The 22,849-nt window shown below is 62.9% G+C and carries 20 protein-coding genes and 1 tRNA gene; 12 read left to right on the top strand and 9 right to left on the bottom strand.

The features are described 5' to 3' along the window. Positions 1 to 669: 669 nt before the first annotated feature. Both FJ973_RS00590 and FJ973_RS00585 read left to right on the top strand, forming a co-directional pair. On the top strand, positions 670 to 1,590 hold the full coding sequence (locus tag FJ973_RS00590; protein WP_140554590.1) for a DUF1003 domain-containing protein: 921 nt from the start codon (positions 670 to 672) through the stop codon (positions 1,588 to 1,590). 234 nt (positions 1,591 to 1,824) lie between these two features. Further along, positions 1,825 to 1,901 (top strand) — tRNA-Arg (locus FJ973_RS00585). Between the two features lie 884 nt (positions 1,902 to 2,785). On the opposite strand, the gene FJ973_RS00575 is transcribed toward FJ973_RS00585, so the two are convergent. After that, positions 2,786 to 3,595, bottom strand: a complete 810-nt coding sequence (locus FJ973_RS00575; RefSeq protein ID WP_140554589.1) for a helix-turn-helix transcriptional regulator — start codon at positions 3,593 to 3,595, stop codon at positions 2,786 to 2,788. A 68-nt stretch (positions 3,596 to 3,663) separates the two neighbouring features. On the opposite strand from FJ973_RS00575, the gene FJ973_RS00570 reads away from it, so the two are divergent. The 5 genes from FJ973_RS00570 to FJ973_RS00550 are packed head-to-tail and all read left to right on the top strand — an operon-like array spanning position 3,664 to position 8,445. Then, positions 3,664 to 4,929 carry an extracellular solute-binding protein gene (locus FJ973_RS00570; RefSeq protein WP_140554588.1) on the top strand — a complete coding sequence of 422 codons (1,266 nt, stop codon included), beginning with the start codon at positions 3,664 to 3,666 and terminating at the stop codon, positions 4,927 to 4,929. Positions 4,930 to 4,963: 34 nt separating this feature from the next. Next, positions 4,964 to 5,809 (top strand): ABC transporter permease, encoded by an 846-nt coding sequence (locus FJ973_RS00565; RefSeq protein ID WP_181170852.1) that lies wholly within the window; start codon positions 4,964 to 4,966, stop codon positions 5,807 to 5,809. Further along, on the top strand, positions 5,806 to 6,582 hold the full coding sequence (locus FJ973_RS00560; protein WP_140554586.1) for an ABC transporter permease subunit: 777 nt from the start codon (positions 5,806 to 5,808) through the stop codon (positions 6,580 to 6,582). The genes FJ973_RS00565 and FJ973_RS00560 overlap by 4 nt, the downstream gene beginning before the upstream one ends. Before the next feature lie 58 nt (positions 6,583 to 6,640). Further along, a complete protein-coding gene (locus FJ973_RS00555) occupies positions 6,641 to 7,345 on the top strand; it encodes an isochorismatase family cysteine hydrolase (protein ID WP_246675807.1) in 705 nt (234 codons plus the stop codon). Continuing rightward, the gene (locus FJ973_RS00550) at positions 7,336 to 8,445 is read left to right on the top strand and encodes an ABC transporter ATP-binding protein (protein WP_140554585.1); all 1,110 of its coding nucleotides are present in this window, start codon (positions 7,336 to 7,338) and stop codon (positions 8,443 to 8,445) included. The genes FJ973_RS00555 and FJ973_RS00550 overlap by 10 nt, the downstream gene beginning before the upstream one ends. A gap of 188 nt (positions 8,446 to 8,633) precedes the next feature. Here FJ973_RS00550 and FJ973_RS00545 read toward each other — a convergent pair whose 3' ends face one another. After that, complete coding sequence (locus FJ973_RS00545; protein WP_140554584.1) at positions 8,634 to 9,113, bottom strand: cupin domain-containing protein; 480 nt, start codon at positions 9,111 to 9,113, stop codon at positions 8,634 to 8,636. 127 nt (positions 9,114 to 9,240) lie between these two features. Between FJ973_RS00545 and FJ973_RS00540 the strand changes: the two genes are divergently transcribed. Continuing rightward, positions 9,241 to 10,779: a winged helix-turn-helix domain-containing tetratricopeptide repeat protein gene (locus FJ973_RS00540; protein WP_140554583.1), complete on the top strand. Its 1,539-nt coding sequence runs from the start codon at positions 9,241 to 9,243 to the stop codon at positions 10,777 to 10,779. 66 nt (positions 10,780 to 10,845) lie between these two features. Here FJ973_RS00540 and FJ973_RS00535 read toward each other — a convergent pair whose 3' ends face one another. The 5 genes from FJ973_RS00535 to FJ973_RS00515 form a co-directional block, all read right to left on the bottom strand. After that, entirely contained in the window at positions 10,846 to 11,646 is an 801-nt protein-coding gene (locus tag FJ973_RS00535) for a class I SAM-dependent methyltransferase (protein ID WP_140524156.1), read from the bottom strand. A 289-nt stretch (positions 11,647 to 11,935) separates the two neighbouring features. Continuing rightward, positions 11,936 to 12,448: a RidA family protein gene (locus FJ973_RS00530; protein ID WP_140517715.1), complete on the bottom strand. Its 513-nt coding sequence runs from the start codon at positions 12,446 to 12,448 to the stop codon at positions 11,936 to 11,938. Positions 12,449 to 12,538: 90 nt separating this feature from the next. Next, positions 12,539 to 12,952, bottom strand: coding sequence for a cytochrome c (locus FJ973_RS00525; protein ID WP_140554582.1), 414 nt, complete (start codon positions 12,950 to 12,952; stop codon positions 12,539 to 12,541). Between the two features lie 49 nt (positions 12,953 to 13,001). Then, positions 13,002 to 14,603 carry a flavin monoamine oxidase family protein gene (locus FJ973_RS00520; protein ID WP_224681940.1) on the bottom strand — a complete coding sequence of 534 codons (1,602 nt, stop codon included), beginning with the start codon at positions 14,601 to 14,603 and terminating at the stop codon, positions 13,002 to 13,004. A gap of 346 nt (positions 14,604 to 14,949) precedes the next feature. Continuing rightward, positions 14,950 to 16,044 (bottom strand): LacI family DNA-binding transcriptional regulator, encoded by a 1,095-nt coding sequence (locus tag FJ973_RS00515; protein WP_181170851.1) that lies wholly within the window; start codon positions 16,042 to 16,044, stop codon positions 14,950 to 14,952. Between the two features lie 551 nt (positions 16,045 to 16,595). Between FJ973_RS00515 and FJ973_RS00510 the strand changes: the two genes are divergently transcribed. The 4 genes from FJ973_RS00510 (at position 16,596) to FJ973_RS00495 (ending at position 21,009) form a co-directional block, all read left to right on the top strand. Then, a complete protein-coding gene (locus FJ973_RS00510) occupies positions 16,596 to 17,558 on the top strand; it encodes a sugar-binding protein (RefSeq protein WP_140491278.1) in 963 nt (320 codons plus the stop codon). Between the two features lie 116 nt (positions 17,559 to 17,674). Beyond that, positions 17,675 to 19,213, top strand: coding sequence for a sugar ABC transporter ATP-binding protein (locus tag FJ973_RS00505; protein ID WP_140554946.1), 1,539 nt, complete (start codon positions 17,675 to 17,677; stop codon positions 19,211 to 19,213). Between the two features lie 50 nt (positions 19,214 to 19,263). After that, the gene (locus FJ973_RS00500) at positions 19,264 to 20,259 is read left to right on the top strand and encodes an ABC transporter permease (protein WP_140491276.1); all 996 of its coding nucleotides are present in this window, start codon (positions 19,264 to 19,266) and stop codon (positions 20,257 to 20,259) included. 231 nt (positions 20,260 to 20,490) lie between these two features. Continuing rightward, positions 20,491 to 21,009, top strand: coding sequence for a DUF2231 domain-containing protein (locus tag FJ973_RS00495; RefSeq protein WP_140517718.1), 519 nt, complete (start codon positions 20,491 to 20,493; stop codon positions 21,007 to 21,009). Between the two features lie 55 nt (positions 21,010 to 21,064). Here FJ973_RS00495 and phnN read toward each other — a convergent pair whose 3' ends face one another. Together phnN and FJ973_RS00485 are read right to left on the bottom strand one after the other, a co-directional pair. Then, positions 21,065 to 21,697 (bottom strand): phosphonate metabolism protein/1,5-bisphosphokinase (PRPP-forming) PhnN, encoded by a 633-nt coding sequence (phnN, locus tag FJ973_RS00490; protein WP_181168445.1) that lies wholly within the window; start codon positions 21,695 to 21,697, stop codon positions 21,065 to 21,067. Next, entirely contained in the window at positions 21,694 to 22,833 is a 1,140-nt protein-coding gene (locus FJ973_RS00485; RefSeq protein ID WP_140524149.1) for an alpha-D-ribose 1-methylphosphonate 5-triphosphate diphosphatase, read from the bottom strand. Before FJ973_RS00485 ends, phnN begins: the two co-directional genes overlap by 4 nt. Positions 22,834 to 22,849 lie beyond the last annotated feature (16 nt).

The following is a 22,849-nucleotide window of genomic DNA, read 5'->3' as shown; positions in this document are numbered from 1 at the left end:
GGCACTTCTCCCCGTATAGTGACGGGGAGAAGGAGCTGATCGCAACCTCGGCACCCTTTTTGCAGCGTTGGTGATTGGCGAAACCGGCGATAACAGCCCCTCTCTCCCCGTTCTACGGGGAGAGATGTCCGGCAGGACAGTGAGGGGCGGCGCAGTCGCTCGAAAGCGGGCGATGGCGTCCACTTGACCCGATAGGAATTTTTTCTTGACAGGTTGAAGGCAACTATGCTACTATTCTCGCTATGGTGCTGATTTGCGCCGGCCACCCGCCGCAAGGCGGGTTTTTGTTGCCGTCGCCCAGGCGCTGGCCAATCACTTCGTCGGAGCAAGGAGCGCAGCGACGCGGCGCGAGGATCCATGCCGCGACTCGGCAAGCGCCGCAACGGTTCGCAATTCTGCTCCGCTGCCGCCAATGCCACGGAATGGATCCAGGCTCCGCGACGGAGCTTCGCCCCCGTTAGGTTTCCCCAGGGGTTGATAACGATTTCATAGAGCCGCCGCCAACCTCGAATGTCTCTCTACCGGGCGAGCCCCGAAAGGCGGCCCGCTGCCCCCTTTCTGTCACGCAATCGTCCGCAAGGCGTGGCATAGGCATGCCAAGTCGCCGTGATGCTGGCTAAGCATCGCCCCGTCGGTCTATCGTCTTCCACCACAGCAGGAGCCCGCACCATGAGCACCCTCCCCAAGGCGTCCGAGCAGCAGGCGGACAATGACAGCGGCGGCGAATATTTCGAGGCGCCGACCACGGGGGATGACCTGCACGGGGTTTCGGACGAGCATTTCGACACGCCGGAAGTGCCGGACTCCGAGCCGGCCTTGCCCGGAGCCTCGCGGACCAAGCCCAAGAAAAGACCATCGGCGATCTCGGGCCGCAAATTCCGCAAGCGCGACCTGGTGCGCATCGACGATTTGCGCCCGAGCCTGGCCGACCGCATCCGCTCCGACCATCCGGACCTGCCGCATGGCGCCCGCATCAGCCGCGAGGAGCTCGGCCGCTACCGCATGCGCTACATGGAGGAGCTGCTCCAGCAGGAGCACGGCGAATTCTCCGAGCTCGACCGCCAGGTGGTGGAATCGATCGCCCGGCAGGACACGATTTCGGAAAACTCGGAAGAGGAGTTCGAGGAGCACCGCTCGTTCGCCGACCGCGTCTCCGACAACATGGCGGCCTTCGGCGGCAGCTGGTGGTTCCTGATCTCGTTCGCCGGCGTGCTCCTGGTGTGGATCGCCATCAACCTGTTCGAGGGCTTGAACCGCGCCTTCGATCCCTACCCCTTCATCCTGCTCAACCTGCTGCTCTCCTGCATCGCCGCCATCCAGGCGCCCATCATCATGATGAGCCAGAAGCGCCAGGAGGTGAAAGACCGCCTGCGCTCCTTCAACGACTACCGCGTCAACCTCAAGGCCGAGCTCGAAGTGCGCCATTTGCACGAAAAACTTGACTACCTCATCTCGCGCCAATGGACGCGCCTGGCCGAAATGCAGCAGATGCAACTGGATGCGATGCATGAGCTGACCGGAGCGAAGAAGGCGAAGAGGGCGGCAAGGGGAGTGAGGAGGCGGGCGGTGCGAGGTGAGGCGGGCGGGTGAGGGTGAGACGGGGCAGTGAGGGGCTCAAGTTTCTCGCCCCCGCCAAGGGCGGGGGAGAGGTGGCTCGGCGAAGCCGAGACGGAGAGGGGGAACGCCGCACGCGACGGGGCACCACCCGCGAGGCGAACCTTTGGAAACCGCCAATCTCCAATTGCCCGTTGAAGCCCGCGCCCGCTTCCGCTAAGAAGCCGTGACTTGCCGGTTCACCCGGTTCGTTTTCCGGCCCGCCGGGAAGCACCCGTAGCTCAGCTGGATAGAGCGCTGCCCTCCGAAGGCAGAGGTCACAGGTTCGAATCCTGTCGGGTGCGCCAAGGAAATCGGGTCCGTTCCGGACACACAGGGTACCGGTTATACCGGAGACTAGCGCACGAGAGGATCTTGTAGCCGGTCTTGCGCCAGATATCGAACTCCCCGCAAAGCATCGCTATCTTCTCTCGGCAAGGGCATGACTTACAGCTTAAAAGCTGCAGGGTTCAAACGCGCGACGCTCCGACTTCAAAACTTTTCCCTCTGACTACATGGATCAGACGTCTGAAGTTAACGTCTTTGTCGTCGGTTTTCCATCGGTTGGCAAACCGGCATACGACCTGAAGGTTCCCTTCCTCATAGTGTCCATCACTATCAATACGGTCGAGCGAAGGTAGTAACTCTGAGTCCCCGTGTTGGCCATCCATCTGCAACGGCAAATCCGTGAGCGCGCATAGCGAGGTGAAACGCGGAAATGGCGCGCAGCCTCCCGGTGACCATGCCCCTCATCAACATACGCAACAACACGCCGACGCAACTCAAGCGGTAGCGGCTTGCAATGAATCACGAACTCAAATCAAGGGAATCCTGAATCCCTTAAATCGCGACACGCTTTAGTCTGCGGAAGCGCAAAGCCACTCCTTCGCATCCGAGGCATCACCACCAAACGTTGAGCCGGTCGTGTTCGAATCGCCACTACGCATTGGATTCAGGGCCGGCGTGCTGCCCTGTGGTTGAATGACACCCTGCTCGACCCCTCAGGCCTCGTCTGGTTGGCATCGAACATGAATATCTGATCCGTTACGGTCGTTTCGCCACGCATCATGAACGACCGCTATGCGCCCAATTTCGGCCGTTGCGGACAGCCTTGCTGCTCGCTGAAAGCGGACATTGCGCTTCTTTTAAAGCCGGGATAGCGCGCAACTGTTTTTTCCATGTGCGGTAGTTTTTAGGGTTGTATCGAAAAAGCCCAATCCTCATCATCCATTTTGTTGCGGACACGGGCTTGGATGTCCTCATCGATGACGGGATCACCAAAGTCGAATACACCACATTGCCGAAGAGCCGTGCGCAAATTCAGAGAACTCGGCAACCTTTGTAGCAGCACACGGTAACATGCCAGCTCTCGCGTGAAGGTTCCGGTAATGCCGACCGAGAGACCCAACAAAATGTCAGGCTGGTCACGGTCTCCTTGATAATAGATCGTAATCCAGGCCATCTTTCCCACGGAGGCCTCACGCTCATACATGATAATCCGGTCGGCCGAATTGACCAGGAGTCCATCATACTTGCGGATTGTCCTGTCGCGCTGGGGAAGCTTGCGCTCGATGTTTTTGCTGAAGATGACTCCATTGTCGTTGTAGATGTGGACCAGTCCGCGCAAAATCCGTCCCGGATATTCGGCCGCGCAGAAATGGTTGTGGTAGAAGCCGGTTATATTGCGAAACCTCTCATTGTTGCTGGGTCCCAGAAACAGGAGGTTCGATATGCGCTTGCGGGTTTCCCAAGGGCTGTCGATTATCGGCCGCTTGACCGCGACCAGCTCGCTGAACTGTTTGGTGTCGAGCAGGATTTCAGATTCTTCCACACCGAAGTAATCGCCGATTCTGCGCAATGTTCGCAAAGACGGGAACGCCGTTCCGTTGAGATATTTCTGGAACTGGTGTCGGTTGATGCCGAGCCTCCGACAGACCTCCGATACCGATTTAGAGTAGCTGCACAGCAGCCTGAGGTTTTCCGGCAGGTCTTCGCTGGCCAATCGTCGTTCTCCATAAATCGTCTAAAGTTGCGCGAGTTTATGCTGTTATAGCAGCAAAGAGCGCAAGGATGGCAAAGCGTTCCCCATTGCGATTCATGTGGTGCTTGCCGATGCTGGCTTTGTCGGCAAAGCGCCGGTCGCCAGCAGCGGCCAAAAGACCACTGTCCAAAATATGGGGAAGAAAAATGCAGAAAGTCGGTGCGAGCGAGCTGATCAAGGTCAGGACCTTTCTTCCCATGTCACGCCGTGGTTTTCTCACGGGCGCGGCCGCGGGCGGTGCTGCTTTCGGGTTGGGATTTGGCTCCCGCTCCGCACATGCCGATGCAAATGTCACATTTCTCGGTTGGCAGGGCTATGAGGCTTACCTCGAGGGCGGAGGCTTTCCGTCCAAGAACGGTCTCACACTCCAGAAGTCCTTTGCGTCGTCCGCCGACGAGATGGTGACGAAGCTGCGTCTTGGATCGAGTGCCTATGACCTGCTTACGCCATACTTCATCAATGATCCGTTCTTGCAGAACCAGGGCCTTATCGAAGCGCTGGATCTGACCAAGATACCAAATTTCGCGAAGATCATGGAACCCGTACGCCGCATGGCAGAGCCTAACATGGCTGTCGCGGGGACTTGGTACGCGGCCCCGTTCGTGTGGGGCTCGGCACCGCTGATGTATAATTCAGATGTCGTGACGAGCGCGCCGGCGTCGTGGAAGGACATGATGAAGCCCGAGTTCAAGGGGAAATGCGCAATTCCAGACGACATTTCGGCATGCTGGTCCGTATGGGGACGAGTTGCCAATCCAGGTATAAAGACTGCTTTGCGCATGACCCGCGAACAATTGGCCCGGACGGTCGATCTCCTTGTCGAATTGAAGAAGAATCACCTGCGGACCATCGCATCAAGCTATGGCGACTTGACCGACCTTGCCGCGCGTAAGGAGATCGTCATCTTCCAGGGCTTCGAACCGGTCGCATCATGGGTTGGCAAAGCGGCGCCCATCAAGTGGACCTTCCCTGTCGAGGGAACAGGAAGCTTCATCGAAGGCTACGCGATCGGACGCGGCTCCGCGAATATCGAAGCGGCACATGTCCTGATCAACAACGCGCTTTCGCCGGAAGGGCAGAAGGCCGGCGCCGATGCCAATGGCCTGCCTGTGGTGGTCAGCGAGGCGATCCCCCTCGTCAGCGATTGGAACCGGGCATCCTATCCCTACGACAATCTCGAGGATTTCCTGACCAAGAAGGTAACTTTCGAGGAGATGTACTATCTCGACGACGACGGCACCCATGCCACCTGGGATGAATATCAAGAGGCTTGGGAGCGCATCCTCAAGGCCTGACCGACCGAATGAGGCGCGGGAGGCGCGAGAGGCCATGACGGCGAAGAGAACCTTACGGGCAGTGCTTATCGCGCCGGCGGCAAGCGTATATCTGGCCCTTTTCGTGCTGCCGCTCGGCTATTTCGCCCTGGTCAGCTTCTGGACGTTTCGGCTCTACAGGATCGAACCGGTCTTTACGCTGGCGAATTACAGCAAAGCGTACTCCAGTTATTTGGGCCCGGCCCTCCAAACGGTGATTATTGCTCTCGTCATCGCGGTGCTTACGACGCTCCTCGCATATGCGTATGCATTTCTCATCCGCTTCAAGGCAGGCCGCTTCGGCGACGCGTTGCTGTTCGTGGCGCTCATCACGTTGTTCGGCGGTTACCTCGTCAAGATCTATGCCTGGAAGACGATGCTCGGTGAAAGCGGGGTCGTCAACCAATTGCTGATGTCAACAGGCGTTGTTGACAAACCCTTGTCCTGGCTACTCTACAATCCGTTCTCGGTGGTGATCACGCTCACCCACTATCTTTTGCCCTTTGCCGTGTTGCCTATCTACGGAGCCTTGCGTGGCATCGCCGACATCGACATCGAGGCGGCGCGGGATCTGGGCGCGGGCCCCTTCCGCCGCCTGGTGGACATCATCTTGCCCCGAACGGCTACCGGGTTGTTTGCAGGCTTCGCCACCGCCTTCCTGATTTCGATAGGTGACTATGTAACGCCCAGTCTTGTCGGCGGGCCGCACACATCGATGATCGGAACCTTCGTTGCGAGTCAATTTATCAATAGGCTCAACGCGCCGGCGGGATCGGCGCTGACCTTCCTCACTCTTTTTCTTTGTTTTGTCGTGCTGGCGTTGATTGCGGCAGGCGGGCGTCGAATTCTGGCAACGCGATGAAGACCTCTTTTTCCCCAGGCTGGCTGCTCTTCGGGACGGCATTGGTGATCTTCATGCTTGCGCCGCTTGTGCTTGTGGTGCTGCTCTCCTTCGGCAATAATGCTCATGCTACCTTTCCCTTGGGCGTGCCGACGCTTGGCTGGTACAAAGCGCTGTTTGCCAAGCCCGATTTCTATGTAGCGGCCACAAACAGCCTCGTGATCACCGGCTGGGTTGGCGGACTATCGCTTGTGATCGGCACGGCGGCGGCGTTTTCGATTGCGGAATTCAAGAGCCGAACAGCCGACACCGGACTGGTGCTTCTGATCCTTCCCCTGATGTTGCCGCCCCTGGTGTTGGCATTGGCTCTTGCCACCACATTCTCCGCCCTCGATATCCGGCTCGGCTTCGTGACGGTGATACTCAGTCAGCTCGTTTTCACGCAACCCTTCGTCATCCTTATCATGCATGCACGGATGCGTGCATTCCCGATCCAACTCCTTGAAAGCGCCCGAGATCTTGGCGCGGGCCCTGTTCGCGCCTTCTTCAACATAACACTGCCCATCATCCGTTCGAGCTTGATCGGCGCCGCGCTCATTGCCATGGCGCTTTCGCTCGACGATTTCATCATCACCTATTTCACCATAGGCGGCGGATTGACGCTTCCTACCTTGACCTGGGGGATGTTGAGGACGTCGTTCAATCCGAGCATAAACGCCCTTGCCTCCATCATTCTCATCGTAACCGTCGGCTTCACGGTCGTAGCCCTGCGACTTTCCAAGTACCGCGGCTGAGCGACATCCGCTTCGACCATGCAAGGCTCACCTAGCGGTGGCTCACAGGAGTATCAAATTGAATCAAAGCGCATACACGGACCTAGTGCCTCCCGTTGACCTGTCGGACCGTGCGCAAATAGGCCTGCTGGTCATAGACATGCAGTATCACGATGCCGCGCCGGATCGCGGCCTGTCGCTTGCCATGGAGCGGATCAGCCCCGGCTCGATGCGCTACTATGCGGACCGACTGACGCGCACGACGATCCCCGCCATCAGCCGGATACTCGACTATTTTCGCCGCAACCATATGCAGGTCTTTCATCTGACGCTCGGTTCCGAGCACCGAGATCTCCGCGATTGCCCAAAGCGGTTCCGCGACTGGACCCGCGCAATAGAAGAGAGATCAGGCGTCCATGACCTGTGGTGGTCGGGAAATCCGGACTTCGCCATTCTGGAAGAACTCATGCCGCTTGCTGGCGAGACGGTGGTGAGGAAAACGACGAATGGAGCGTTCAACGGAAGCGGGCTGGACGATATTTTCCGGTATAATGGCATTTCGCGCCTCATCATAACGGGCGTGGTCACCAGTGCTTGCGTTGCGCTCACCGCGCTGGATGCCGCCGACCGGGGCTACGACTGCGTTCTGGTTTCGGATGCGCTCGCCGATCACGACGAAGAGATGCACATGGCGACGCTCAAATCCTTTGCCATGAATTTCGGGCGGGTGGTCGAGCGCCCCGAAGACGTCATCTCGGTGATGGAGAATTCCGCATGGATATGACCCCGCAGGCCTCGGCCGGCGAAAATGGAGCCTCCGCCATCGCAAAGGAACCACCATTGCTGAGCCTGCGTGGCGTGACGAAGCGGTTCGGGGCGATGACGGCGGTAGGGCCGACCGATGTCGATGTCCGGTCCGGAGATTTCTTTGCACTTCTCGGCCCGTCGGGCTGCGGCAAGACGACGTTGCTGCGCATGATAGCCGGTTTCGAACAGCCCACCGAAGGCAGGATCGAGATCGGCGGAACGGACATTACCCATACCGGCCCGGAACGTCGTCCTACAAACATGGTATTTCAGGGATACGGCCTGTTCCCGCATATGACTGTTCTCCAGAATGTCGGCTATGGATTGCGTGTGGCGGGAGTGGCCAAGGCGGAGGCCGACGCCCGCTGCCGGGAGATAATCGGCCTGGTAAGGCTCAGCGGACTTGCGGAACGCAACGTGACGGCGCTTTCCGGCGGACAGCAGCAGCGTGTCGCCTTGGCGCGAGCGCTCGTCATGCGGCCGAAGATCCTGCTTCTTGACGAGCCGCTGGCGGCGCTCGACCTGAAATTGCGGCAGACGATGCAGGAAGAACTGCGCCGCATTCATCGCGAGATCGGTGGGACCTTCGTCTTCGTCACACATGATCAAACCGAAGCCATGGCGCTGGCCAACCGCATTGCTGTCATGGAATCCGGTATTATCGTCCAGGAGGGTTCGCCGGACGAGATCTACTCCCTGCCTTGCAATCGCTTCGTGGCTACCTTCATAGGCGATGCCAATTTGCTTACAGGCTATCGGACCGGCGGTCGCGTGACGCTCGACGCGGGACCGGCTTTCCCGGACAAGGGAGAGGACGGAGCGGTTGTGGTGATCATACGCCCCGAAAAACTAAGCCTTGCCGGTGACGGAACGAAAAGCGATCTCGTTCTGGAAGGACAGGTCGAAGATGTGATGTTCCTTGGCACCCATGCACGCATTGTGCTGCGGCTGGCCGGCAATGAAACGATGGCTTTGCATACCGCCGATCTGTCCACCCGACAGAAGGCTGTCGAGGGCGCGATGCTGCGGCTCGGATGGTCAATGAGCGACCATGTCGTCGTGGCAGACACCAAATAATCACTGTTCACGCGTAGGAAGCGCGCGAGTGATGGCGTCATCTCGCTACGCGCTTACCACATCGTCGAGAAGGCTTCAGCGCACGTACCACGAACACTGACGATCCACCGATCCTCCGCTGAACGGACTGCCTATTTGCCAGCTTCGATCGCCAGCCATTCGCCTATCACGCACCCATTGGCAAGTAATCAGCTGAACCGTACTTGCACCGCACTCGTCGTCAGGGTAGAAATCTGGTCGGTGTCGTAGCGGTCCCGCAGCTCGGCAAGCGCCTTCGGATCCGGGGAGCCTTTTGCGGCCAGCCTGGCAAGTTCCTCGAAATAATGCTCGTGCCCGGGCGGCGAGACGGTCATCAGCACGCGGGCCGGTTTTTCGCCGACATTGGTGATGTTGTGCTGCACGCCGGGCGGAATGAACAGGAAGGTGCCCGGCGTCGCCCGGATCACCTTTCCGCCCACGTACCAGACACATTCGCCGTCAAGCACATAGAAGGTTTCTTCCTGCACGCGATGAACATGCAGGCCGGTGGCGAAGCCGGCCGGTATGGTCCAGTCGAACATGCTCGTGTGCCTGGTATCCTCGCCGGTGACGAGAAACACCATCGGCTGGCCACGCAGCATGACCCCCTTGTTCTCGTCGGGCATCCGGATGACAGGGGCGGCGCTCATTTGATCCTCCATCGGTTCGCTGCTTTTTCCCGCAGCCACCGGCACAGGATGCCTCTACCCGGCCGGCCAGTCGTGAAGCCGTTGCGAAATCATTGCGAAAAGATTGCAAACGGTATCTCCTTCGGGAATGGCAACGAGCCTCGCCTTTGGCCCCTTTCGCATCGACGGCGAAGCCGGGATCCTGTTCCACGGCGACCAGCCGACGCCGCTCGGCCAACGGGCCGTCGCGCTGCTGGCGCTGCTTGTCGAACGCACGGGCAAGCCGGTTCCCAAGCAGGCGCTGATCGACGCCGCATGGCCGGGCCAAGCGATCGAGGACAGCAATCTGACGGTGCAGATCGCGGCGGCCAGGCGCATGCTGGAGAGCGCGGCCGGCGGCGGAAGCTGGATCGAGACGCTGCCGCGGCACGGCTATCGCTATGTCGGGCCCGAGGTCGCGATCGGTGGCCTGGGCCCCGAGGCGGCAACGCTGACATGGCCCGGAAAGCCTTCGATCGCGGTTCTGCCGTTCTCGAACCTCAGCGGTGATCCCGAACAGGATTATTTCGCCGACGGCATCGTCGACGACATCATCACCGGCCTGGCGCGCATCAACTGGCTGTTCGTCATCGCGCGCAACTCCTCCTTCACCTATAAGGGGCGCGCGGTGGACGTGAAGCAGGTCGGCCGCGAGCTCGGCGTCCACTATGTGCTCGAAGGCAGCGTGCGCAGGGCCGGCGGCAGCGTGCGCGTGACCGGCCAGATGATCGACACCTCGACCGGCGCCCACATATGGGCCGAGCGCTTCGACCGCGCCTCCGCCGATATTTTCGCGCTCCAGGATGAGATCGCGCTGGCGGCCGTCGGCGCGATCGCGCCCAGCCTGCGGCGCGTCGAAATCGAGAGGGTGAGGCGCAAGCGCCCTGACAGTCTCGATGCCTACGACCTCGTGCTGCGCGCCCAGCCGGACGTGGATTCCGGCATGCCCGAACGGGTGGCGCAGGCGCTCGTGCTGCTCGAACGCGCCATCGAACTCGAGCCGACCTATGCGCTTGCCCACGGCAATGCCGCCATGTGCCATCATTGCCTGTTCCTTCGCGCCGGCTTGCAGGAAGCCGATCGCGAGGCTTCGGTACGCCATGCCCGGCTGGCCATCCTGCACGGACAGGACGACGCGGCCGCGCTTACCCTTGCGGGGTTTTCGATCGGCATGGATGGACATGACCGCAAGGCCGCCTTCACCGCCCTGGAAGCCGCGCTTGCCGTCAGCCCGTCATCCGCCCTGACCTACATTCTGGGCAGCGTCATCCTCGGCTGGAGCGGCGAAGCGGAGCAGGCCATCGCGTGGAGCGAGCGCGGGATGCGGCTCAGCCCCTTCGACCCCTGGGCCTTCGCCGCCTTCGACGCGCAGGCGATGAGCCATCTGCTGCGCGGCCGCTATGACGAGGCCTGCCGTGCCGCATACAGGTCGGTGCAGGCCAATCCCGCCCACAGCATCACCTATGTGCAACTGGCCGCCGCCTTGGCCAAGCTCGGCCGGCTGGACGAGGCGATGGCGGCGGCGGCGCGGGTGCGTGAGCTGCATCCGACGTTTCGCTACGGTCGGCAGTTCGCCGCCGTACATTGCGCCCCGGCGGTCGCGCAATGCCTCGGCGAGGCGCTGCAGGCCGCCGGTCTGCCGCAATAGCGCCGGTGCGTCTTCATGGAGACCGGCCTGGGCGGCAGATGGCGGACGGGCGGTTCTTCGGCGCCCTTACCGCACCACGCCCCTGCAAGCCCAGGCAACGTTCGCAAACGACCGCGCGCCATCCGGCCGGCCGGCCTCATAGGCATCGCGGACGGCGGCCTCGCTGCGCGTCCGCTCGGCTGGATCGAGCGTCATCATGTATTTGCCGAGCGGGCCTTCGCCGGCCGCTATCGGCGCCCAATAGTCGTCGAAGTCCCGGTAGTCCATGCGGATCATCAGCTCGGTTTCGGTCACGTCGGCCAGGTCCTGCTCGACAAAAGTCCGCTTCATTTCGCCCGGCTGCATCATCGGCTGGAAGCAATAGCGGCTGCGCATCTGGCGTCCGCCTTCGCTGAGCGCGGCCACCGTGTCGATCATCATGCGCATGCCAGGCATGCCGCCGAGATGGTCCCACACGACGGCCGCCACCACGCCGCCCGGCCGCACCACGCGGCGCATCTCGCCCACTGCCTTGCCGGCCTCCGGCACGAAGTGGAGCACGAGCAGCGCCAGCGCGCGGTCGAAACCATCGTCGGCGAACGGCAAGGCGGTGGCGTCGGCTTGCTGGATTTCGATGCGCGGGTCGGTGTTGCGCCGCTTCGCCGCCTCGACGAAGACGGGCGAAAAGTCGATTGCCGCGATCGCCGCGAGGTCGGCGGATTTGGCCAGCTCGAATGTCAAGCTGCCGGTGCCGCAGCCGACGTCGAGGATCTTTTCGCCGCGGGCAAGCCCGGCGAAGTCGATGAATTTGGGCGCGAGCTTGCGGCTCCAGCGGCCCATGAGCTGCTCATATCCGCTGGCGTCATGAACGGTGAAACTTGAGGTCATCTCGCTCTCCCTGCGCTGAAGAGGCGAGGCTAGGCTAATTCCGGGAAAAGCGTGAGGCGGTTTTCCGTCCGCGGTCGCGCGACCTGCCTTCGACGAATGGCTAGTGCATGGGCGTGGGCTCCGCGCGGTTTAGCCCTCGCTGGCGGGTCAACATCGCCCGGCTCCGCCTTTCGGTGGGTGCCTGGGCGAGCGAGGCCGCTTCAGCCGCCCCGGTTCGCGGCCCGCCAGATCCGCGCCTCGCCAGCCCGTTCGGCATCCTGGCTCGACGGGCTGGCCGAACGCCCCGGCTTCAGGGCCGCACGGCGGTCACTTCGATTTCGACCAGGAAGCCGGGGCCGGCAAGGCCCGCGACCTGCACCACCGAACGCGTCGGCAGGTTCGGCTGGTCCTTGGTCCCGAAAAACTTCGTGTAGCCTTTCATGAAACCGGCGAAATCCATCTTGCCGCCCTTGGCGGGATCGCCGACCAGGAAGACCTGCATCTTGACGACGTCGCCCATCTTCAGGCCGAGATCGGCCAGCGTCTTGTCGATCGACTTCAGCACCGAGCCGGTCTGGGCCTCGGTGTCGCCATAGGCGGCGACCGTCGCCTTGTCGGCCTTCTCGTCGATGACCGACGGCACGGCGCCGCTGAGATAGACCGTGGTCTTGCCGGCCGGCACCTCGACGGCGCGCAGGATCGGAAAATCCGAATTCGGAATCTTGTGGCGAACGACGTCGTCGGCCACGGCCGCGCCGGCCGCCAGCATTCCCGCCGCCAGCACGGCGGCCCCAATCCATGATTTCCCGATCGATGGTTTCATGACCCGTTTCCTTCCATTCGAGAGGGCGGCGAGCGCCGGAATGCCCGCCGCGCGGTTTGCGTTGCCGCATGTGCGGGCGACATCCGCCACTCAGCGGACATCCTTCACGTCCTGCGCCGTCACGGCATCCTTGTAGTCGTTGCCGAAATGCGTCCTGACATAGTTGACCACGGCCGCGACCTGGTCGTCGCTCATCATCTGCCCCACCGGCGGCATGCCGTTTTGCCCGTGCAGGACGAGGCTTACGGGATAGCCGCCGGTCTCCAGGTTCTTGTTCTTGGCCAGCGCCGGATAGTGGCCGGCGCCGACCGCGCCTTGCCCCTTGTCCAGGTGGCAGGCGGCGCAGACATTGGCATAGAGCGCCGCGCCGTCCTTTTCGGTGAAAGTATCGCCCTGGCTGAATGTGACGCCGGCCGAATCGGCGAACGCGCCGGGGGCCGTGAACGCCATGGCGACGGCCATGGCGGCGATGAGACCGCTGGGTCTTTTGAAGGAGCTGCTCATGATGGGATGCCTCGCGGGATACGGGGTGAACGAAGGAATCGGCATGGCCTCATCCCTGCATGACGCGCTGGTGCAGGCGGGTGATGGCGTTGAGCGAGGACAGGATCGCGCCCTCCTGCCAGGCGGGAATGTAGGAGGCATGCTCGCCGGCCAGCACGATGCGGCCGTCGATCTGGCACAGATTGTCGTAATGCTCCTTGCGTGCCTCCTCGGTCCAGTCGCCCGCGCAGCCAAGCGTGAAGGGCGAGCGGTGCCATGCCCAGGAAACGCCGGTCTCGAATTCCTGCTTGTATTGCGGGTGGAGCTGCGCGCCGTATTCCACCGCCTTCTGCACGCGCTCCTGCGGGGTCATGGCGGTGAATTCGTAGGAGTTCGGTCCGTTCCATGTGTAGCAGCCGAGCAGCACGCCCTTGCCGCCGGCGTTGAAGCCGGTGCTGGGGTAGGAGATCTGCGAAATGGGCAAGTTGGTGTAGCTGACGCCGCCGAAGATCGATTCGTCCTCCTCCCAGAAACGGCGCTTCATCTGCAGGCCGACCTTGACCGAGGACGCATAGGGCACCGCCCCGATCGCCGCCTGCATGGCGCCGCCGACCTGGATTTCGATCTGGCTGAGGATGGTGAGCGGAATGGTGCACACGCACCAGTCGGCGCTGGCTTCCTGGGCGGTTCCGGGGTTTTTCGCGTCCTCATAGGTCACCGTCACGCCCTTGTCGTTCTGGGCGATCTTGGTGACCTTGGCATTGTAGGTGATGAGGTCGCCGACCTGCTTGGCGAAGGCTTCGCCGATCCTGCCCATGCCGCCGACCGGCTGGAACATGGTGGTCTGGAATTCGTAGAGCGAGAAGTTGGCGAGGCTGCCCCACAGGCGCGAATTCAGCACGTCGGACGCGCCGATGATCTGACCCGCCACCGGCTCGGCGCCGATGCCGCCGCCCGGCTCCTTCTCGTAGCCGCGGAATTCGGCGGTCGCGAGGCTGGATTTGTAGCTGTAGTCCTTGTCCAGCGCGCCCCAGGACTGCAGCGCCTCGAGCAGCACCTCCTGGTCCTCCTTGGAGACGAGCCCTTCCAACTGGCCCTTCTTGGCCACCTTGGCCAGCAGCTCCGAAGTGTGGCCCTTGAAGTCGGTCTCGATCTCGCGCACCCGCTTGGGCTTGCCGCCGAAGGCCTCCGTCGAGTGCAGCAGGGCGTTGTGATTGGTCTGCTGGAACGGCTCCAGCGTCACCCCGAGCCTCCGGCAATAGGCCAACAGCCCGTTGTGATGGTAAGGGATGCGCCAGGGGCCGGGATTGAGGTAGAGCCCCTCGTCGAACTCGCATTTCTGCGTGTAGCCGCCGAGTTCGGTGACGGTGTCGCCGCCGCGTATCGTCCAGTTGCGGCCGCCGGCGCGGGCATTGTATTCGAGGATCTTCACCTTGTAGCCGGCCTGGCGCAGTTCCAGCGCCGCCAGCATGCCGGCAAGGCCGGCGCCCAGGACGAGCACCGAAGCGCCTTTCGGGTCGCCTTCGAGCTTGATCGGTCCCTTGTAATCGGACTCTGCCGCCAGCCCCATGCTGGTCATGGCCTGGTACATTGCGGCGCTGCCCGCCGTAATGCCGATCATTTTGAGAAGGTCGCGCCGGCGCATGCCGGCAAGGGATTGTTCGAGCTGCATGTTAGTCTCCTCGATCAGCGGCACGCCGCGATCCGCCGCCTGTTGCCCCCGCAAGCTCGAGGCGAGCCCCGGTGGACGACGCAAGGCTATGCCTGCAACCCAATCTGTTCAACCAACACGCCGCGCTTGGAACAAATGTCCTCGAACATTGGCGCAATAGGGCTCTCGCGGCGTCGCTGGCCGGCATTTTTCACGCCTTCGCGGCCTCGGGGCCGGCGGCCAGACCGCTTGCTGTGCCAATTGAAAGGGCACGCCTGGCTGCCCCGGCAGCGGGAACGTCCGTGGCCGGCCGGCGCTCGCGGCGCCGGCTTTCATCACCCAAATGCTTGCCTTGTCGGCCGGTCGGTCAGCCTGCCACGGCCCGCACGCTCTCCCTCTCCACCAGCGGACATTCCAGCTTGGTGATGGGATAGCGCCCCCGTCCCACCGTGGCCGGCGCCTCGAGCTGTTCGATCGCCCATTGGCCCATCGCCATATGCGGCAGGATCGAGGTGGTCAGCGGCGGGAACAGATGCCTGGCGATTTCCTCGTCGTCGTAGCCGACCACGGAGATGTCCTGCGGGATGTGCAGGCCGGCTTCCTTCAGCGCTTCGTAGCAGCCGATCGCGGTGCGGTCGTTCTGGCAGAAGATGGCGGTCGGGCGGTCCTTCAGCGCCAGGAGCTTGACGGTCGCGGCATAGCCGGCACTTGCCGACCAGTCGCCCTCGACCACCAGTTCGGGATCGAAAGGGATGTCGGCGGTGGCAAGCGCGCGGCGGTAGCCTTTCAGGCGGTCCTGCGCCGCCTGCATCCAGGGCTCGCCGGTGATGGTGGCGATGCGGCGGTGGCCATGGCTGATCAGGTGCCGGGTGGAGTTCTGGCCGCCGGCGATCTCGGAGGGCACCACGGCGGGGAAGGCGTAATCCGACGTGTAGCAGTTGAGCAGGATCACCGGGATGTCGAGGCTGTAGAGGAAGTCGGGCGCCGTGATCTCGCGGGTGAAGATGGTCATGTAGATCAGCGCCGAAATGCCCCGCCTGGTCAGCGCCTCTATCGCGCGCGGCTCCATCACGGCGTCGCCCATGGTCTGCGCCACCAGAAGCACGTTGCCGGCGTTCCACGAGGCCTGGCGCGCGCCCTCGATGGCGACGACGGCTTCCGGGCTGGTGGCGAGCTGGTCGACGGCGAAGCCGATCACCCCGTCCAGCCCGTCGAAGGCGGTGGCCGGCGCCTTCAGCGCCGAAAAGGCCGGCGCACTATAGCCCAGCGCGCGCGCCGCCTCGATCACCCGCTCGCGCGTCTGCCGCGACAGTTTTATGCCAGGCGAATTGTTGAGCACGAAGGAAACAGTCGCCTGCGAGCAGCCGGCGGCGCGCGCAATGTCGGTCATGGTGACCCGGCCCTTGGGCTTCACCGGCGCCTTGCGGCGCCTTGCCGTCGCGATATCGGTGGTCTCGCTCATGCTGTTCGTGTTCCCCAGCCTGTCCGGCCTGCCCGGCGACCATCAAGGCCGCGCCGGTTTATAGAAATATCGGCTAACTTATATCTATTAGCGGACGACGGGTCTACTGGCTAGCCGGCTCCGGGCAGCTCAAATCACAGCATATGAGCCGATTACCCCGTTTGCCCCAAGCCATTGCGTTTCAGGCAAACCCAACGGCGTCGCCGCCGGCGTGGTCGCCATCGAACGCAACTAATACCGTTTACTAATACGAAAATGCGCTGTAACGTCGGTCCGTCGCGTCCGTTTTCCCTGGGGCGCGGTGCATGCGAATGGCCCGATGGCAAGCGGATAGTACCCCCGCGAAGCCTTGTCGCGGACATGTGATATGTCAGACAAATCGGACTATTTACGAACGGGGGATGAGTCTCTAAAGTCCGTCGCCGTGGCTGGAACGACGCCATCTTCAGTGCCGGGAACCCTTGAGGAGGAGGGCGTCCAAGCCGCGAACGGCAAATCAGACAAGTGCAGGATCGGCCGGTCCGACGACCGGCCAAAACGGGAGGTTGAACATGAAATCCTTGATACGCAATGCATCCGTGGCCACCGCGGCGCTGCTGCTTGGCCTGACGGCGAGCACGATCGCGCGCGCCGACGACAAGCCGACGCTGGCCTTCGTCGTCAACGGCGCTTCCGACTTCTGGAAGGCGGCCGAAGCCGGCGTCAAGAAGGCGCAGGGCGAACTGCCCGACTACAATCTCGAGCTGAAATATCCCGAGCAGTCCTCGGTCGCCATCCAGCAGCGGCTGATGGACGATCTGGTCACCGCCGGCGTCAAGGGCATCATGGTTTCGGCCGTCGATCCCAAGACCTCGACCGACGGGCTGAACAAGATCGCCTCGGAAACGGCGCTGTTCACCACCGACAGCGACGCTCCGCAGACCAAGCGCGTCGCCTATATCGGCTCGTCCAATGTCGATGCCGGCAAGCAGGCGGCCGAAATCGCCAAGAAGGCGATGCCGGACGGCGGCAAGTGCCTCGGCTTCGTCGGCCTGCTCGGCGCCGACAATGCCAAGGAGCGCATCCAGGGCATGAAGGATGGCCTGGCCGGCACCAAGATCGAGCTCGTCGACGTGCGCGGCGACGACATCGACCAGGCCCGCGCCAAGAAGAACGTCGAGGACGCGCTCGTCGCCAGCCCCGACGTCACCTGCATGGTCGGCTTCTACTCCTACAACACGCCGCGCATCTATGAAGCGCTGCGCGATGCCGGCAAGCTCGGCTCGATCACCGTCGTCGGCTTCGATGACGATCCGATCACCCTGGGCGGCGTCAAGGAAGGCACCATTGCCGCCACCGTCGTGCAGCAGCCCTTCGAGTGGGCCTATCAGGGCATGAAGCTGATGGCATCCTATCTCAAGGGCGACAAGTCGGGCATCCCGGCCGACGGCCTCATCATCATCCCGACCAAGATCATCGGCAAGGATGACGTCGACGCCTACGCCGCCAATCTGAAGGCGATGGCTGGAAACTAAGACCGAAGGCAGAGCAGCCGGCTCAACGTCGCTTGAGCCGGCTGCTCTCGCATTGACGAACCCTTCGAGGCCAGTCAGTCTGCCAAGAGGTCGGCCCGCCAACGCTGTCAGGCATGATGAATTATTCCGACACATCCATCGCCGCGACCACCCCGTTCCTCAGTCTCGAGAACGTGCGCAAGACCTATCCGGGCGTCGTCGCGCTCGATGGCTTCTCGATGGAGGTCAGGCCGGGCGAGGTCATCGGCCTCGTCGGCGAGAACGGCGCCGGCAAATCCACCTTGATGAAGATCCTCGGCGGGGTGACGCGGCCCGACAGCGGCACCGTCACCGTCGACGGCACCGCCCATGACGGCCTGAGCGTCGAGGGCAGCCTGGGCTCCGGCATCGCCTTCGTCCATCAGGAACTCAACCTGTTCGAGAATCTCGACGTCGCTGCCAACATCTTCTTCGGCCGCGAACCGCTGCGCGCCGGGCCGCTCAGGCTCGTCGACCGCGCCAGGCTGCGCGCCATGGTGGCGCCGCTCCTGAAGCGCGTCGGCGCCAATTTCTCCGCCGACACGCCTGTCGCCGAACTGTCGCTCGCGCAGCAGCAGATGGTCGAGATCGCCAAGGCGCTGTCGATCAAGGCAAGGCTGGTCATCCTCGACGAACCGACGTCGAGCCTGCCGATCGCCGAGACCGACAAATTGCTCGACGTCATCAGGGCGCTGAAGGCGGACGGCATCAGCGTCATCTTCATTTCGCATCGCCTGCACGAGGTCGAGCGTGTCGCCGACCGCGTCATCGTGCTGCGCGACGGCATGCTGGCCGGCACCTTGCCCAAGCGCGACATCAACCACGACCAGATGGTCAAGCTGATGATCGGCCGCATGCTGAAGGAGCGCGAGAAGGCTTCCGAGGCGGCCCGCGCCCCCGGCGCCGTCGCCCTGTCGGCCAAGGCCATCCGCACCCCGACCTATCCTGGCCGCCCGGTAGATCTCGACGTCAGGCGCGGTGAAATCCTCGGCCTTGCCGGCCTTGTCGGTTCCGGCCGCACCGAGCTGGCGCGGGTGTTCTTCGGCATCGAAAGCAGCCTCGGCGGCACGCTCGAGCTCGCCGGCAAGCCGCTCTCCCTGAGCTCGGCGGCCGATGCCGTCGCGCACGGCATCTTCCTGGTGCCGGAGGACCGCAAGCTGACCGGCATCCTGCTCGACCTTTCGATCGCCCAGAACATTTCGCTGCCCAACCTGCCGGCGCATGCCAAGCGCTCCTTGGTGTCGACCAGCGCCGAAACGGCAACCGCCGAGAAGCAGAAAAAAGATCTCGGCATCAAGGCGCCCTCGGTGCAGACGCGCACCGGCACGCTGTCGGGCGGCAACCAGCAGAAGGTCGTGCTGGCCAAATGGCTGGCGATGAACCCCAAGGTGATGATCCTCGATGAGCCGACGCGCGGCATCGACATCGGCGCCAAGGCGGAGATCTACGGGCTGATGCGTGCGCTGGCCGACGCCGGCGTCGCCGTGCTGATGATCTCCAGCGACATGGAGGAGGTGATCGGCGTGTCCGACCGCATCGCCGTCATGCATGAGGGCCAGATCTCGGGCATTCTGGACAAGGACCAGTTCAGCCAGGAAAACGTGCTGCTGCTGGCGGTAGGCAAGCAGCCGAAATAATTCTGCCGCCGCGCCGCGGAAGCGCTCGGGCCGGCATTGGGGAGAAGATGATGAGCAAGAAAGATCTCGGCCTGCTGATCCTGATCCTGGTGGTCGGCGCCATCGTCGCCATCATCAATCCGCGCTTCCTGCTGCCAATCAATCTCGCCAACACCTCGAACCTGATCGGACTGTTCGGCATCCTGTCGATCGGCCAGGCCTTCGTCATCATCACCGGCGGCATCGAATTGTCGGTCGGCTCGCTGGTGGCGCTGCTGGGAACGCTTTTCATCGACTTCATCGCCGTGCGCGGCATGGAATGGCCGCTGGCCTTCGTGCTCATCCTGGTGCTCGGTGCCATCATCGGCCTGGCGCATGGCTGGCTGATCACGCGGCTCAAATTGCAGCCCTTCGTGGTGACCTTGTGCGGCCTTTTGATCTATCGCGGCGTCGCCCGCTTCTACACCGCCGACGGCACCGCCGGCTTCGCCTTCGGCCAGAATTTCCCGGAGCTCGAATTCTTGACCGCCGGCCGCTCCTGGGGCGTGCCGAACTCCTTCTTCGCGCTGATGGTCATCGCCATCGTCATGTGGGTGGTGCTGCACCGCTCGGTGTTCGGCCGCTATCTCTACGCCATCGGCAAGAACGAGGAAGCGGCGAAATATTCCGGCATCCGCACCGGGCGTGTCGTCATGGCCGCCTACGTCATCTGCGGGGTACTGACGGCGCTGTCGGCGATCTATTTCGCCATGTACACGCGATCCATCTCGCCGGCCAGCCACGGCCAGTTCTACGAGCTTTACGCCATTGCCGCGGCCGTGCTCGGCGGCTTCTCGCTGCGCGGCGGCGAGGGCTCGCTGATCGGCGTCATCCTCGGCACCGTGCTGCTGCAGGAGCTGCAGAACCTCGTCAATCTGCTCGGCATCCCGTCCTCGCTCAACTTCGCGGTGATGGGCGGCGTCATCCTCATCGGCGTGCTGATCGACCAGCAGTGGGGCGTGTTCCGCGCGCGGCGGCGCATGGTCGACGCCAGCCGCAAGAGCATCGCCGGGGCAGCGGCGGAATAGTCAGGGGCAAAAAGCCGCCGTCCGCCGTGGCCGTCGAAAGATAACTTCGCTCTATCTCGCCCGCCCCGCAATTCCGCTCGATCTGTTGTCGGCCGTATCTGTGCGGCCCCAAGTGACTTGAGTGCAAAAGGGGGGCGGCATCGCGAAAACGGTCTTGCGAGCTTCCATCCGGATTGGAACGAAACCCTTATCTGGGCGTTGTTCAAAGCTTTTCTATTCGGAGGCATGGTCATGGCTGCGAATCCGCTAAGCACCGCCAAGGTGGGAGGTCATCCCATCCATCCGATGCTCATTCCCTTTCCTGTCGCGTTCCTTGTCGGCGCGTTTCTCACCGATCTGATGTTCTGGGGCACTGCCGACGTCTTTTGGGCACGCGCGTCGATGTGGCTGATTGGAGCAGCCATCGTCATGGCTCTCCTGGCGGCGATTGCCGGCTTTATCGATTTCCTGAGCGAGCCGCGCATCCGCGCTCTGACGGACGCCTGGTATCACATGGTCGGCAATTTGACCGCCGTCGTTCTGGCGCTGATCAATTTCTATCTTCGCTACAGCCAAGGCGCCGAAGCGGCAGTTCGCCCATGGGGAGTGCTGCTTTCATTGATCGTTGTCTGCATCCTGCTGTTTACCGGCTGGAAAGGCTGGGAAATGGTGTACCGTCATCACGTCGCGGTTCTGGACGCGCCGACACAACCTTCGGCAACGCCGTCGGCCAGCACGCGTCGTGCCGATCACGACCGGCACGCGGCATAAAAGGAAGGTGTTTCGATGTTCAGGTCAGGCGAGCGCCACCTGACCATCAACACCTTTAGTCGATCAGCCCCGACATGTCGGAGAACGCCATCGCCTTGCGCAGCACCTCGGCAAAGCGCTCGCCTGCCGCTTCGCGCGAACCGCTATTGTCGATCGAGGTGACGCCGGGTCCGGAGAGCGTCACAGGGGCGCTGCGCGCCAGGCGTGCCAGAACCTCCCCGCGCGACTCGCGGCCACGCATCGCCAGCCGCCCGGCCAGCACATCGGGCGAAGCGGTGATCTCGACGACGGCCAGATTGGCATAGCGCTCCCGCAAGGCAGGAATGATCGCGCGCGATACGTTGGCGACAGCGACATGGCCGTTGGCCACTGCCCAATCGACCTCGGCCGGCAGGCCGTAGCGCAGGCCGTGCGCTTCCCAGGAAACGGCGAAGGCGCCGTCGGCTTCGGCCTCGATGAAGGCGGCATCGGCCAGCGTGTCGTGATCCTCGCTTGCCGTGTCGCTCGGTCTGGTGATGACGCGGCGCACGAACTCCAGCCGCGGCTCGTCGGCGAAAAGCGCCTTGGCATGGCCGATGATCGTATCCTTGCCGGCGCCGCTCGGGCCCACCACGGCAACGAAGACGCCGTCGCGTATCGGAAACGCCTCGGCCGACAGTTCACGCTCGATCAATGCCGAAGCCATCACGCGACCCGCCGCCCCTGCCGCCAGACCGTGCGCACCACCGGAACGTGGTCGTCGAGGCGCACGCGCACCAGGTCGGCCCGGCGGCCCTCTTCGATGACGCCGCGATCGGAAAGACCGACGGCCTCGGCCGGGTTCTTGGACACCATTGCCACCGCCTGCGGCAGGGAAATGCTATCGACGACGTCGCCGAGAAAGAAGGCGGACTGGATCAGGCTGAAGGGGATGTAGTCGGACGACAATATGTCGAGCAGGCCGTCGCTGGCCAGCGTGCGCGCCGAGACGTTGCCCGAATGCGAGGCGCCCCGCATGACATTGGGCGCGCCCATCAGCACGCCGAGCCCTGCATCCTTCGAAGCCCTGGCGGCTTCCTCGGTGGTTGGGAATTCGGCAACGCGCACGCCTTGCTCGATGGCTTCGTCGACATGGCCCGTCGTCGCATCGTCATGGCTCGCAAGCACGATGCCGCGCTCGTGGCAGGCGGCGGCGATGAAGACGCGGTTCGGGGCCGAATTCCGTGCCGATTCGCCCATCCGCTTCTCGCAGAATTTCTGGAAATCGCGATCGGTCAGCTTCAGCTTGCGTTGATAGTAGTAGGCATAGGTTTCGAGGTTGACGAACTGGCGCTGGCCCGGCGCATGGTCCATCAGCGAGGCGAGCTTCACCCGTTCGTCGGTCTCGAAATTGGCGAAGGCCCTGAGGCAATCCGGCGCCGAGACCTCGCAGCGCAGATGGATGAAATGGTCGGCCCGCAATCGATCCATCCGCACGCTGTCCTCGATCGCGTCGGCGAGCTTGCGGATATCGGTGGCGTTGAGATCGGCATCCTCGTCCATGCCGACACGCAAGGCGTCGAGCACGGTGGTAATGCCGGCGGTCGCCACTTGCGCGTCATGGGCGAGCACGGCGGCGATCGGGTTCCACCGCACCTTCGGCCGCGGCGCATAATGGCCTTCGAGATGATCGGTGTGAAGCTCGACCAGCCCCGGAATGATGAAGTCGCCAGCCATGTCCTCGCCGGCTCGCACGGCGCCGGAGGATATGTCGGCGATCAGACCGTCACGCATCACGAGCGAGCCCTCGATGATCTCGTCGGCAAGAACGATGCGGGCGTTGCTCAGAATGGTCTCGGCGGTCATTTCAGGCAGTCCTTGG

The organism is Mesorhizobium sp. B2-1-3, assembly GCF_006442495.1.
Taxonomy (GTDB): domain Bacteria; phylum Pseudomonadota; class Alphaproteobacteria; order Rhizobiales; family Rhizobiaceae; genus Mesorhizobium.
The sequence above is the reverse complement of the archived record's forward strand: the minus strand, read 5'-3'. Positions and strand labels throughout refer to the sequence as shown.